Source organism: Salinicola peritrichatus (assembly GCF_003206715.1).
Lineage (GTDB): Bacteria > Pseudomonadota > Gammaproteobacteria > Pseudomonadales > Halomonadaceae > Salinicola > Salinicola peritrichatus.
The window spans coordinates 20833-33626 of sequence record NZ_PZJU01000051.1 but is presented as its reverse complement, the minus strand read 5'-3'; the positions used below and the strand labels follow the sequence as shown (position 1 = coordinate 33626).

Sequence of the window (12794 nt, the reverse complement as noted above, 5' to 3'; positions counted from 1 at the left end):
CGTAAGCGTAGCGGATCTCACAGGACTATGAACCGAGGATCGGAAGAAAACCAAACATATCCCCGTCCCCGACGGCTATCTCTGTCCTCTGTTGAGCTAAACAGCCGTGGCAAAATTCATACCTTTGTAGTATATCAGATTAGCCAGCATGGAACGTAACCATAAAGTCTAATGGTTAAAAAATCCTTTTTTATCAGTAGCATAATTCGGATCCCAAAAAAGGTTATCTATTTTCACTTGCAGATCCGATCTCATGATGCTGAAATTTTCTTGAATCTGATATATTAGATATACAATGCAATTCAGCTCTCGGGTGGTGTAGGGAAAATCGTCATCATCCATAGCAATGAGGAGTTACCACAATGAAGTTCTCCCTTAGACCGCTAACTGCATTCGCTGTAGCGATGGTTCTCAGTTTTAACGCCAATGCACAAGAGCAAGACTTTTCCTCGGTTAAGGTGCCCTCGACAATTGATGTCATCGTGGCATCGTCGGCTGGCGGCTCTACGGACGCACTAGCCAGAATAACGATGCCTTACTGGAAAGAGGCGATACAAAACCTGACCGGAAAAGACGTAGCGACTGTTATTAGGAATCTCCCTGGAGCAGGCACAGAAATTGGCGCTACTGCTCTAGCAACAGCCGAGCCCGATGGCGCCACCATTGGTATAATCAATCTTCCTCATATTCCTCTTCTCCAGGCGGCGAGAGATGTCGAGTTTGCGCCATGGCTCAAGGCATATACTCCTTTGGGAGTAAATGTAATAGACCCAAACGTTATTATTTTAGGCAAGCGCTCGAAGTTCGATAGCCTCGAGCAGGCAATAAAAGCAGCCAAAGAAGAGCCCGGCAGCGTCACTGTCGGAGCCCAGGGACCGCTCTCCGATGATCATCTGGCATTGTATGCTTTGGAAGAAAAGACGGGCGCTAAATTCGCCTTTATCCCTTACGCTGGCGGTGCTGATGCGAGTCGCGCATTCCTTGGAGGAGAAATAGATATCACGATAGGTAACGTCTTCGACTATGTACAAGTCGAAGATGGCGCCAAAGACTCGGCAATATTTTCAAATGAACGGTCAGAACTAATCGATAACGTCCCAACTCTCGAAGAAAAGATTGGCGTTAATGTCGGAGAGTTCGGCTCGACACGTGCATTTGCCGGTCCAGCGGGAATGGCAAAGGAAACCACTGCTCTCTATCGCCAGGCCCTTGAGGAAGCCTTTTCGAACCCACAATACATAAAAGAAGCCAAAGAAAGAAATATCACTCTTGTCGAACCAAGAGGTGGTGAAGAGCTTTATCAAATGATGACCGAATTGGAAAACGTAGTACAGGGCCAGGTCCAGCGATTCCGTGAAGCAGGCTATATAGATTGATGGTCAACATTAAATTTGGCGCTACGCAGATGGCGCTCATTCTATGAGCGCACAAACTACTAGCTACGACAGCTTAGGTATGAAGCCATGAAAGTCTTTATCAAACGTTTAGAGTTCGATGGCTTGGTCTCCTTGATTTTCGTTCTCCTGTCGATTGCTGCATTCTTTTATACATATGGATTTAATCATGGAGCTGGTGCTTGGCCTCGGGCAATGATTTTGTTGTTTGGAGTGCTAAGCGCGGCAATCGTCGTGGGCAAGTTCGTCAAGCAAGGAGAAAGCCAATGACTCTCGCACAGTCTAAAACGATAATGACGTTTGTCATTCTTGTTGCCTATGTTACGGGAGTTACCTATTTGGGATTTTACATTTCAACTTTTCTATATCTATGTACTCATATGTGGTTTATGGGGAATAGGCGTATTGGTCTGATTCTGGCGATTTCCCTAGGCGCACTAGCGGTGTTCTTCTCGGTGGTGGAGCTATTCCTCAACGTGGCGTTTCCGCGTGGCTTGTTAATCTAAAAGAGGGGCGTCAAATGACTTATGAAATAATGGATGCCTTTGCTGCCGTGTTATCTCCGACCATGCTATTGTTGGTTGCTTTAGGCGCGTTGTTGGGAACTCTCTTGGGAGCAACGCCAGGTATATCGGCAACGCTTTCAATCGCTCTTTTGGTTCCAGTTACGTTCAATATGCCGCCGGTTGCAGCATTGGTTTTTCTCGGCGCAGTTTATTGCGGTGCTATTTATGGTGCTTCCATTTCGGCCATTCTAATAAACGTACCTGGTACTCCGTCGGCAGTTGCGACCATGCTCGATGGTTATGCGCTTACCCAGCAGGGTAAGGCAGGCACTGCCTTGGGAGCGGCTGTTACAGGGTCGTTCATAGGTGGTCAGGTCGGTGTGTTTGTGCTGTTGTTAGGTGCTCCATTGGTGGCCGCTTGGGCTCTGAATATTGGTAGCCAAGAGTTTTTTTGGATCGTCATTTTTGCAATGACTTCGGTAGGTGCTTTAGGGGCCGGTTCGGTCATTAAAGGCTTGGCTGCAGCGGCACTTGGGCTGGTACTCGGCACTGTGGGTACTCACCCTATATCAGGAACGCTTAGATTCACGTTTGGATCGTCAGCGTTATATGAAGGTATACCCATAGTAGTTGGTCTAGTTGGTTTATTTTCTATTTCTCAAGTGATGAAACTGGCAAACGATAGCGGTGAACAACAAGGCAAGCGAATCAGTGAAGTAGGGAGTTTGTTGCCGGGAGTCAAGGCTGCTTGGAAACATAAGCTGACTTCGGTACGTTCTGCAGTGCTAGGAACTTTTGTGGGAACGCTCCCCGGGGCAGGTGCGGATATTGCGTCATTCATAGGGTACAACGAGGCCAAGAGAACAGCGAAAGATCCTAGCAGTTTCGGAAAAGGAAACGTAGAAGGAGTGCTCGCCTCGGAAACGGCCAATAATGGGGTCGTCGGTGGTTCGTTAATACCCATGATGACTTTGGGCATTCCCGGCAATGCCGTTACTGCAGCTTTGCTAGGAGGGCTTCTAATTCATGGATTGATACCCGGACCGAGGCTTTTCGAATCCAGTCCTGACATACTTTACCCATTCATAATTAGTCTATTTCTGGCTAACCTGGCGTTTTTGATTTTTGCCTTTACAGGACTTCGTTATGTGGCCCGTATTATTTTGATTCCTAGTTCCATTCTTGCTCCCTTGATTGCATCGTTGACGATGGTAGGTGCTTGGACATTTCGGTCATCAATAACCGATTTATGGCTTGCTCTTGGCTTAGGGATATTCGGATATATCCTTACAGTAGCTCGCTTTCCACTGCCTCCTGTCGTCTTGGGTATTATCTTGGGGCCACTTGCCGAAGAAAATTTCGGAAGAGCGATGCAAATTGCTACTGCTCGTGACATGTCTGTTATTAGCTATTTTGCTTCTAGCCCTATTAGTCTGGTTTTCATTGCACTGACTGTTTTGTCTATTGGTGTCACTGTCAGACGGGAGATTGTTCAGGTGAAAACCGGAAAAAGCACTTACGGTGAGTTTGACAAAAGTTGAAATAGAGGAAGAAATAATGCCTATTATCAAGCAAATCGAAGTTACGGTTACGCGAGTTCCATTGCATAATCCTGTTGCCTTTTCTAACCGTGTAGTACAGGCTCGAGAATACTGCTTGGTAAGAGTGTTTTCAGACAATGGCACGACTGGAATAGGGTATTCATACGCCGTGAACACGTCGGGGCGTATTTTAGCTGCTGCTATCGAGGAGGTGTTTGCTCCAATACTACTAGAGCGGGATTCACTAGAGGTTGAATTACTTTGGAAAGAGATGTACCAGGAAGCCTTGTTGATTGGCAGAGCGGGCGCGGCGATGCGGGCGCTCAGTGCCGTTGACATTGCCTTGTGGGATTTGAATGCGCGTTCGGTTGCGTTGCCACTTTATAAATACATGGGGGCAGCCAAGCAAGGGCGGGTTCCTACGTATGGCTCGGGAGGCTACTATCAGCCTCATAAGACGATCGACGACCTTTGTTCTGAGATGCTTTCATTCGTTCAAGTGGGGCATAAAGCGGTAAAAATGAAAGTAGGAAGGCTAACGCCTGCCAAGGATGCCGAGCGAGTGGGTGCAGTGCGTGACGCCATCGGCCCCGACATACTGTTGATGCTTGACGCAAATAATGCTTGGCGTGATCTGCCTATGGCATTGACGGCACTAAGACCCCTAGAAAGATTCGAACCGTTTTGGATAGAAGAGCCATTCTCACCAGATGATATCGACAATCATGCCGCTCTCGCGCGGAATACCTCCATTCAGGTAGCAACGGGAGAGGTCGAAGCAGGTCGCTGGCGTTTCAAGGAACTGATGGACAAGCGAGCTGCTTCAATCCTTCAGACCGACGCCATCGTTTGTGGCGGAATCACCGAGTGGCGTCGAATTGCCGCTACTGCTTCCAGTTATGGAATACCCGTTGCGCCACATGCTTGGCACGATGTGCATGCGCATCTTGTTGCCAGTGCTGATAATGCACCATATGCCGAATACATGCCCGACGACAGTATTGTAAATTTTAGAAATGTTATTGATATCCAGATGGAGCTTGAGGATGGTGATCTCATCATTTCTGACAGGCCCGGCCTTGGCTTCAATTTTGATGAAGAAAAAGTGAAAGACTATGGATGGAAGGAAGGAAACCGTGGCCCATGGCTTGTGATGAAAAATGAGGACATGAAATGAAAAGCCAAAACCAAGCTTCGGGAGTCTTTTCTCCGGTCTTAACGCCATTTGATTCCGATCTGAACCCGGATATTGACCGCCTGATCGAACACTGCAAATGGCTGCTATCGTATGACGTCGGTTTAGCATTGTTCGGCACGAACTCTGAAGCGAACTCTCTTTCGGTTGCAGAGCGTCGACTAATGCTGGAAAAAGTTGTGGAAACCGGAATGCCTGCCAAAAGAATGTTGCCAGGTACGTCGACGTGCAATCTTCCGGAAACGGTAGAGCTTACCAAGCATGCCGTTGATCTAGGTGTGCTTGGAACGCTGATGCTTCCTCCATTCTATTATAAAGGGGTCAGCGATGACGGACTTTTTGATTACTTCTCAAGAGTCATTGAAGGTGTTGGGAGTAAGAGTTTGCGAATTTATTTGTATCATATACCACAAGTGACCGAGGTTCCAATATCCTTGAGTTTGATAGAAAGGCTGATTAAATCCTATCCGCAAGTAATAAAAGGCATCAAGGATTCCGGCGGGGACTGGGAAAATACGCGGAGTATGATTGATGAGTTTTCCGAAGAGGGGTTCGATGTGTATGCCGGATCAGAACCGTTCTTGTTGCAAGTCATGCAGGCGGGCGGAGCCGGTTGTGTTTCTGCAACTGCAAATGTCAACCCTGGTGCCATTTCCAAGCTTTATCGTGAATGGAATTACAGTGATGCCGGTAAACAGCAAAGTAATCTAAATAGGGTTCGTCGTGCCTTTTCGGAATTTCCAATGATCCCTGCAATGAAGGCTGCCGTGTCGCGGCTCAGAGAAGACAGTGACTGGTTAAATGTGCGTCCGCCGCTAGTTCGCATGGGGGCTGGTGAGAGGGAAATGCTTTTTGAAAAGCTGGATTCCATAGGGTTTGAAATGGAGTCCCAAGAAACGGCATGATAGATGCCGTAATGGCGCCCTTTATATAGATGTCGTGGATTTACTGCGGTTGGCGAAAGCCTATTTGCCTGCAGAACTTTTTGCTGATAGTCCAGCGTGGTGGAGGTCGCTCACATTCGTTGCTTGCGTTAGAAGTGGCTTACTAAACATTTTCTGATATCAAGGGAAGAGTTATGAACATTCCTAAAATCAAGCCAGTAGGCCACGAGTCCATATCTCAAACCGTGTATGGAGCCTTGAGAAGTGAAATCGTTACACTAAAACGACCGCCCGGCAGTCCGCTTTCTGACAAGGAAATTTCTTCTGAACTAGGCGTAAGTAGAACACCGGTGCGTGAGGCAATTATTAGGCTGGTCGAAGAGGAAATGGTACTCGTTCGACCTAAATCAGGCACCTTTGTGGCGCTTATACGTCCCAAGCTACTTTATAACGCACATTTTTTGAGAAAAGCGATCGAAACTTCAGCCATTGCTGAAGTCGAGAAGGTTGATAAAAAAACCATTGGCTCTCTCTATAACAACTTAGGCTGTCAAGAGAAATCCTTATCATTAGGCGATCATGGTCGATTTTATAGTCTCGACGAAACATTTCATAGGATGCTGTTGGATGTTTCCGGACATGGTGAGGCTTGGTATACCATACAAAGGGTTAAGGCGCAGTTGGATCGGGTGCGTTACCTAGCCATTGCAGATAGAGCGCGTATGGAAAAGGTTTTACATCAACATACTAGCATTGTCGATTCTCTGGCGCGCGGTGCGGGTAAGGAAGCCCAAATAGCACTTACCAAGCATCTTCACGATAGCTTTGCCACTATCGAACGTGCAATAGATGCCTATAGTAATTATTTTGAATCATCTGAAAAATAATCCTCGCTCGGAGCTTAATATGAAGATCATCAAAGTGGAGTCCTTTGCTATCGAAGGTAGACTTTCCACACCCTGGAAGATAGCTACCGATTACATGAAAGCCATCAACGCTGTCGTCATATGTGTGACCTGCGAGGATGGCACGAAAGGTTACGGAGAAGCATGTGCGCGTCGCGGAGCGAATATAGCCAAGCCTGTAGTCGATGAACTACTAGCTCCTATAGTAGTCGGGAAAGATATTTTCGACATTGAGAGTATCTGGGATGAAATGTATTCGGTGCTAAGGACGCGTGGCCACACCAGAGGGTTCGTATTGGAAGCAATGAGTGGCATAGATATAGCGATTTGGGATCTAGTGGGAAAACATCTGGGTTTGCCGATAAATAAATTGCTATTTGGCCAAGGGCGAGAGAAGGTGCCGGCCTATGCGTCATCAATCTTGATCGATACGCCTGATAAAATGGCTGAAGAAGCAAGTTGGCTATGTGATATTGGCTATAGCGCAATTAAGATAAAAATTGCCGGCGATGTTCAGGTAGATAAAAATAGAGTGGCTGCGGTGCGCGAAGCCATTGGACCTACTGCTAAATTGATGCTGGATGCCAACAGTGGATTCGATCCCACTGCCGCTATTACGTTCGCTGATCAAATAGCTATGTATGACGTGTTTTGGCTCGAAGAACCTGTTTTTTTAGACAATCTGCTTGGATACGAGCGAATTAGGGAAAGCTCTAAGATACGCATTGCTCTTGGTGAAGGAGAGTTTACGAGTGGTGGTTTTCGTGAATTTATTCGCAGAGGATTAGTCGACGTGATACAGCCAAATATCACTCGGGCGGGTGGTTTTACCGGGGTTAAACGTATTGCTGCTCTTGCGCACAGTTATGATATCCCCGTGGCGCCCCACACTGGTGCCTCAGGCCCCATTTGCATGGCTGCCTCATTGCAACTCGCTGCAGCAATCCCCGGTTTTTTAATGTACGAATTTATGTATTTGGAAAATCCTTTTGAGGACTTTTTTATTGAGAAACAAAATCAGCCTATTGCTGGCCATATTGCTGTTCCTAGTTTGCCTGGGTTAGGTGTTAATGTGGACGAGAAAGAGATGCATAAATATCAAGTGGCTAATGTAAGTGTAACCCAAGGCTCTGTATGAAATATCGGCGAGCGAGGCCTAGATAACGAATGTGTTGACTAATCCCGTCAAGGGTGGAATACGCCCGACCATTCGGTATCGTCAAGTGCACTGGCGCCCGGGCCAGGCCTGCCACGCCTGTTCGAGTGTCCACGTTATCGGCGCCGCAATGTGATCGAGCGCCTGAAAAGCGGCGCTTCTGTAACTGCTATGACAAGCTGGAGCGTAGGTTTAATGGCGGCGCTTACGTCTATGCGCCGGATCATACCCTTGCAATCCGAGTGGATTCGTCGCGGATTGGCCGGAAACGGCAAGGATGCCTCGCCGTCGTTATCCACGCTGTCATGTTTTATTCTGGGGTTGCAGTTTCTAGCTCAGCATGGGCCAATCGCTTCTGGCCGTCACCGCTGACGTCGATATCCACCTCGACCATCATGCCGGGGCCGATCAGGTCGATGGGGCCATCGTCGAAGCGGATGCGCACGGGGATTCGCTGGGTGATCTTGGTGAAGTTGCCGGAAGGGTTGGGGTCCGGCAGCAGCGCGAACTGGCTGGTGGCGGCGCGCCCGATCACAGCGACATGGCCGGAGAACGACTGGTCGGGAAAAGCGTCGACGGTGATCGCCACCGGCTGGCCGACACGCAGTTCGCCGATTTCGGTTTCCTTGATGTTGGCTTCGACCCACAGCTTCGATGGGTCGTGCATCATCAGGATCGGCTGGCCGGCACTGACGTATTCGCCCTGGTCGACCAGGGTCTTGTTGACCACGCCGTCGATCGGACTCTTGATCTCGAGATCGGCGATGCGAAGCTGCTCCTGTTGCAGTTCCGCCTGGGCTTCGGCCAGCTCCTGACGGGCGATCCGCACCTGCTGGCGCAGCACCTCCGGATTGGGCAGCGGCATCTGCGAGCCGTTGATGAAGCCGACCTGGGCATTGTCGGCCAGCGCCTGGCTGACCTGGACTTCCTGCTGCGCCTGGGCGTGTTCGGCGAGCGCGGCCTGATAAGCATAGTAGTCCTGATCGCGGCGCTGTTCGGAGACCGAGTGCTGCTGGTACAGCTTGTCGGAACGCTTGAAGTCGCGTTCCGCCTCGGTCAGCCGCGCCTGAGCGGCTTTTTCGGCGGCCTTGCTCGCCTCGAGTTGGCGGCTCGTCAGGTTCATGCCTCCTCGCAGTTGCTTCTCGGCGGTCGCCAGCCGTGCCTGCTCGTAATCCACGCGGGCTTGCTGGGTAGCGACATTGGCGGTCAGTGCCTTCAGCCTGTGCTGGTCCGGTTCGCTGTAGAGCGAGGCGACCGTATCGCCCTTGTGCAAGGTATCGCCCTCGGTGAGCGTGAAGTTCGTCACCCAGCCTTCGAGACGGCTGCTGACGGTGACCTGGTCCGCCATCACGCGGGCGTCCTGCTCGCTGACGTGGGTCAGCCGGTGAGCGACGGCCAGCCCGATCCAGATCAGGCATAGCACGACGACGATGGCGAGAATCAACAGCTTGCCCTTGCGTGTCAGACGGCGCTTGGCGGGTGTCGGCGAATCGGCGGTCATGGAACGGAGACGTCCTCGGTCGGGTGAACGAAATCAGCGATGAGAAAGGCCGCGCCAGCGGCTCAACAGCAGCGACGGTACGACGACCAGGAACAGGCTGCCGATCAGAATCCAGAAGCCGTCCTGATAGGCGAAGATCGCCGACCAGATCGCCTCGATCCGGCCCATCAGATAACCGGCGATGGCTTGCTGTTGGGTATCGGGTATGCCCAGCCGGCCGGCCAGATCGGCCAGTGCTCCCAGTTGCTGCCGAGCCAGGGCGTTATCGGCATTGACGCCGGCATTGAGCAACTGGCCGTGGTAGGCGCTCTGGCGGTCGAGCAGAATCACCAGCCCCGCCGTGCCCAGGGCGCCGCCCAGTTGGAGAGCGAAGTTGATCGCCCCCGAGCCGTGGCCGGTGAGATGCGCCGGCAGCCCGGCGATGGCGTTCGAGAGTGTCGGCGGCGGAAAGGCGGCCATGCCCACGGAGAGGATGCCCATCGCCGTGGCGAGATAGAGAAACGAGGTGTCCCAGTCCATCTGCGCCATCAGCCATACCGACAGCAGCGCGCAGCCCAGCCCGGGCAGCGTGATCCAGTGCGGCGGATAGCGGTCGCTGAGCCAGCCGACCAGCGGCACCAGAATGCCGAGCACCAGGGTGGAGGGCAGGAAGATCTTGCCGGCGGAGATCGGACTGTAGTGGAGCACCGCCTGCACGAACTGCGGCAGCAGGTACATGATGCCGTAGAAGGTGCCGCCGAACAGACACATCGCCAGCGTGCCGACGACGAACGTGCGGTGGCGAAAGATCGCCAGGTCCAGCAGCGGATGAGCGATGCGATTCTGCCAGGTGATGAACCCGGCGCCGCACAGCGTGGCGACCAGGATCAGCGTCGGCACGCGCGGATCGTACCAGCCCCAGCGCTGACCGTTGGAAAGCGCTGCCAGCATCGAGAACACGGCGACGAACAGCAGTACCACGCCGGCCCAGTCGAACGGCGGGCGAGGTCCCTTGTGTTCGCGTGTGGGCAGGAAGAAAAAGCCCATGACGATTGCCGCCGCGCAGATCGGCAGCGTGACGAAGAACACGTAACGCCAGGTGAAATGCTCCACCAGCCAGCCACCGATGACGGTTGCCAGCGTCAGCGGCAGGCCGAGACACATGCCGTACATCGCGGTCGCCATGCCGCGTCCTTCCGGCGGATAGACGGAGAACAGCGCCTGCATCGCCACCGGACGGATCAGGCCGGTCATGCCGCCCTGGATGATCCGTGCCGCGACCAGTGCCGCCATGCCCTGGCCGAGGCCGCCGAGGATCGAAGCGGCGATGAAGGCGACCAGCAGACCGATGAACGTCGCGCGCTGGCCGACGGCGGCGACCAGCCAGGGGGCGACCAGCAGCGATACGGTGGTGGAAGCGAGAAAACCGGTGGAGAGCCACTGCACCTGGGAGTCGCTCATGCCGAAGGCGCCCTTGATGTAAGGGATCGCCACGTTGACGATGGTGATCGACATGCCCAGTGCGACCAGGCCCAGCATCACGGTCAGGGTGACCCAGAGGCGATAGCTCGGGCCGTAGCGTTCGAACAGCTGCTCGACCTGAGTCATGCGGTGTCACCGTCTGTATCGCGAGCGTTGTGGTTGAAAATGGCGAGACGAGGGTGCTGCAAGACAATTTCCCGATTGTGTTACGGCGAACGACAGACGTCGTGCCGATCGGCAACGCCATGTTGCGAACGGACGATACGCTGGAGCAGCGGAAACGCTCGTCAGTCTTTGCCAACCGCAAGGAACGAAGAAAGCCAGCGAATCGATAACGTGTCTATTTTTCGCCAGCTAACGGATTGTCCCGCTTTTGTTGTATGACTTTCAAGATTCTTGGACAAAGGTCTAACGCAACGCTGCTCGATACTGTCGTATCCGCGCCCGATACTGCTGGGATTGATATCCGCGTGTCGTGAGCGTTTATGCTAGGAGATCTGCCGTGTCACGGCTCGTCACATCCAGAGGACACGGCCCTCACCAACAGATGGAGAAGGCGCATGGCGACTTTGGAATCCCCCGTTTGGTTCATCACTGGCTGTTCCACCGGCTTCGGGCGCGAACTGGCGCGCCTGATTCTCGAGCAGGGTGGCAGGGCCGTTGTCACGGCACGCTCCCACGAACGTGTGGCCGATCTGGTCGAAGGCCACGAGGAGCAAGCGCTGGCGCTGGCGCTGGATGTCACCGACAGCGCGCAGATCGACGAAGCGGTAAAGGCGGCCGAGGCCAAGTTCGGATGCATCGACATCCTGGTCAACAATGCCGGATACGGCTACCAGGCTTCCTGCGAGGAGGGCGAGGACGCCGCGATCCGCGCCCAGTTCGAAGCCAACGTCTTCGGCCTGTTCGCGATGACCCGAGCGGTGCTGCCCGGCATGCGCGAGCGTCGTCGCGGACACGTCATCAATATCAGCTCGGTGGCCGGCTTCATCGGTTTTCCGAGTTCCGGCTATTACGCCGCCACCAAGCATGCCGTGGAAGGCTGGTCCGACGCATTGAAAGCCGAGGTCGAACCGCTGGGGATTCACGTCACCTGCGTCGAGCCCGGCCCGTTTCGTACCGACTGGGCCGGCCGCTCGCTCCAGCAGACGCCGACCCGCATCGACGACTATGCCGATACCGTCAAGGCGCGCATGGAGAACACCAGCGGGATCAGCGGGCGCCAGCCCGGGGATCCGGTACGGGCCGCACAGGCGATGATCGATCTGGTCGCCCTCGCGCGGCCACCGCGGCATCTGGTGCTCGGCGCCTGGGGCGTGGATCAGGTGATCGCGCATCTGGAGCGAACGCTGGCCGAGATACGCGACTGGCGCGAGGTCGGCGAGGCGACGGATTATCCGCAGAATTAAGCGTCAGGGCGACGCCGTGATGGGTGCCGCCCTGGCGCGCTTCGGCAGGTTCAGTCGTCGAAGTACTTGTGGTGCAGGCGGTCGTAGGTACCGTCCTGCTTGACCTGTTGCATCGCCTGGTTGAACTGCTCGACGAGTTCCCGGTCACGCTTGCGGAACGCCGCGCCGATGCCGGGGCCGTAAATCGACTCGGGGCCGGTCACCAACTCGCCGACACGCTCGAAGCGCTGGTCCCCCAGCAGCGTTTCCTGGGCGAGCGGGAAGGCGGTGAAGGCCAGGTCCAGACGCTGCGCCTGCATGTCGTTGACCATGGCGGCGGAGTCGCCGTAACGGTGGATATCCGCCTTGGGATAGTACTGGGTCACGAACTCGTCCTGGATCGTACCCTGCTGCACGCCGATCGCCGCGCCGTCCAGATCGCCGTCGTCGGGATGCCAGTCGCTGCCGGTGCGAGCGACCCAGGCCGAAGGCACCTGGAAGTAAGGTTCGGAGAACAGCACCCGCTTGGCGCGATCCTCGGTGATGTTCATCGACGAGGCGATGAAGTCGAATTTTCGTGCCAGCAGGGCGGGGATGATGCCGTCCCAGGCTTGTTCCACCCATTCGCACTGGCGCTGCATGCGCTCGCAGGCGGCATCGACCAGTTCCACCTCGAAACCGGTGATGGTGCCGTCGGGCTGCTTGAACTGGAACGGGGCATAGGGAATGTCGACGCCCACCCGCAGCGGGTCTTCGTCGGCCTTGGCGATGCCGCCCAGGAGTAGCGGAAGCGCCAGCGCGCCCATGATCAGGCTCGGTTTCATTGTCCTTTCCTCTTGCTGTTGTTGTGAAAGATGGTGGTT

The 12794-nt window shown here is 53.8% G+C and carries 12 protein-coding genes; 9 read left to right on the top strand and 3 right to left on the bottom strand.

Annotation, left to right across the window (positions count from 1 at the left end; translation table 11 throughout):
- Positions 1-362: 362 nt before the first annotated feature.
- The 8 genes from DOM57_RS17565 to DOM57_RS17530 all read left to right on the top strand — a co-directional run bounded on the left by DOM57_RS17565 (position 363) and on the right by DOM57_RS17530 (position 7563).
- Positions 363-1376 carry a tripartite tricarboxylate transporter substrate binding protein gene (locus tag DOM57_RS17565; protein WP_110650482.1) on the top strand — a complete coding sequence of 338 codons (1014 nt, stop codon included), beginning with the start codon at positions 363-365 and terminating at the stop codon, positions 1374-1376.
- A gap of 87 nt (positions 1377-1463) precedes the next feature.
- Complete coding sequence (locus DOM57_RS17560) at positions 1464-1664, top strand: hypothetical protein (protein ID WP_110650481.1); 201 nt, start codon at positions 1464-1466, stop codon at positions 1662-1664.
- Positions 1661-1900: a tripartite tricarboxylate transporter TctB family protein gene (locus DOM57_RS22780; protein WP_110650480.1), complete on the top strand. Its 240-nt coding sequence runs from the start codon at positions 1661-1663 to the stop codon at positions 1898-1900. Before DOM57_RS17560 ends, DOM57_RS22780 begins: the two co-directional genes overlap by 4 nt.
- A 14-nt stretch (positions 1901-1914) precedes the next feature.
- A complete protein-coding gene (locus tag DOM57_RS17550) occupies positions 1915-3441 on the top strand; it encodes a tripartite tricarboxylate transporter permease (protein WP_110650479.1) in 1527 nt (508 codons plus the stop codon).
- Positions 3422-4618, top strand: a complete 1197-nt coding sequence (locus DOM57_RS17545; RefSeq protein ID WP_239496304.1) for a mandelate racemase/muconate lactonizing enzyme family protein — start codon at positions 3422-3424, stop codon at positions 4616-4618. Before DOM57_RS17550 ends, DOM57_RS17545 begins: the two co-directional genes overlap by 20 nt.
- Positions 4615-5541 carry a dihydrodipicolinate synthase family protein gene (locus tag DOM57_RS17540; protein WP_110650477.1) on the top strand — a complete coding sequence of 309 codons (927 nt, stop codon included), beginning with the start codon at positions 4615-4617 and terminating at the stop codon, positions 5539-5541. The genes DOM57_RS17545 and DOM57_RS17540 overlap by 4 nt, the downstream gene beginning before the upstream one ends.
- A 173-nt stretch (positions 5542-5714) precedes the next feature.
- Positions 5715-6407, top strand: a complete 693-nt coding sequence (locus tag DOM57_RS17535) for a GntR family transcriptional regulator (RefSeq protein WP_110650476.1) — start codon at positions 5715-5717, stop codon at positions 6405-6407.
- Positions 6408-6426: 19 nt separating this feature from the next.
- The gene (locus DOM57_RS17530) at positions 6427-7563 is read left to right on the top strand and encodes a mandelate racemase/muconate lactonizing enzyme family protein (protein ID WP_162619581.1); all 1137 of its coding nucleotides are present in this window, start codon (positions 6427-6429) and stop codon (positions 7561-7563) included.
- Between the two features lie 328 nt (positions 7564-7891).
- Here the strand turns inward: DOM57_RS17530 and DOM57_RS17525 are convergent, their stop codons facing one another.
- Together DOM57_RS17525 and DOM57_RS17520 are read right to left on the bottom strand one after the other, a co-directional pair.
- Positions 7892-9082, bottom strand: coding sequence for an HlyD family secretion protein (locus DOM57_RS17525; RefSeq protein ID WP_110650474.1), 1191 nt, complete (start codon positions 9080-9082; stop codon positions 7892-7894).
- A gap of 33 nt (positions 9083-9115) precedes the next feature.
- Positions 9116-10669, bottom strand: a complete 1554-nt coding sequence (locus DOM57_RS17520) for a DHA2 family efflux MFS transporter permease subunit (RefSeq protein ID WP_110650473.1) — start codon at positions 10667-10669, stop codon at positions 9116-9118.
- A gap of 434 nt (positions 10670-11103) precedes the next feature.
- Here DOM57_RS17520 and DOM57_RS17515 point away from each other — a divergent pair, with 434 nt between their 5' ends.
- Positions 11104-11952, top strand: coding sequence for an oxidoreductase (locus tag DOM57_RS17515; RefSeq protein WP_110650472.1), 849 nt, complete (start codon positions 11104-11106; stop codon positions 11950-11952).
- Positions 11953-12002: 50 nt separating this feature from the next.
- Here DOM57_RS17515 and DOM57_RS17510 read toward each other — a convergent pair whose 3' ends face one another.
- Positions 12003-12755 carry a transporter substrate-binding domain-containing protein gene (locus tag DOM57_RS17510; RefSeq protein WP_239496303.1) on the bottom strand — a complete coding sequence of 251 codons (753 nt, stop codon included), beginning with the start codon at positions 12753-12755 and terminating at the stop codon, positions 12003-12005.
- Between the last annotated feature and the right edge of the window lie 39 nt (positions 12756-12794).

Excerpts from the sequence above, each read along its gene's own strand:
- DOM57_RS17565 (WP_110650482.1), top strand. The coding sequence starts at position 363 with ATGAAGTTCTCCCTTAGACCGCTAACTGCATTCGCTGTAGCGATGGTT.
- DOM57_RS17560 (WP_110650481.1), top strand. The coding sequence starts at position 1,464 with ATGAAAGTCTTTATCAAACGTTTAGAGTTCGATGGCTTGGTCTCCTTG.
- DOM57_RS22780 (WP_110650480.1), top strand. The coding sequence starts at position 1,661 with ATGACTCTCGCACAGTCTAAAACGATAATGACGTTTGTCATTCTTGTT.
- DOM57_RS17550 (WP_110650479.1), top strand. The coding sequence starts at position 1,915 with ATGACTTATGAAATAATGGATGCCTTTGCTGCCGTGTTATCTCCGACC.
- DOM57_RS17540 (WP_110650477.1), top strand. The coding sequence starts at position 4,615 with ATGAAAAGCCAAAACCAAGCTTCGGGAGTCTTTTCTCCGGTCTTAACG.
- DOM57_RS17535 (WP_110650476.1), top strand. The coding sequence starts at position 5,715 with ATGAACATTCCTAAAATCAAGCCAGTAGGCCACGAGTCCATATCTCAA.
- DOM57_RS17530 (WP_162619581.1), top strand. The coding sequence starts at position 6,427 with ATGAAGATCATCAAAGTGGAGTCCTTTGCTATCGAAGGTAGACTTTCC.
- DOM57_RS17525 (WP_110650474.1), bottom strand. The coding sequence starts at position 9,082 with ATGACCGCCGATTCGCCGACACCCGCCAAGCGCCGTCTGACACGCAAG.
- DOM57_RS17520 (WP_110650473.1), bottom strand. The coding sequence starts at position 10,669 with ATGACTCAGGTCGAGCAGCTGTTCGAACGCTACGGCCCGAGCTATCGC.
- DOM57_RS17515 (WP_110650472.1), top strand. The coding sequence starts at position 11,104 with ATGGCGACTTTGGAATCCCCCGTTTGGTTCATCACTGGCTGTTCCACC.
- DOM57_RS17510 (WP_239496303.1), bottom strand. The coding sequence starts at position 12,755 with ATGAAACCGAGCCTGATCATGGGCGCGCTGGCGCTTCCGCTACTCCTG.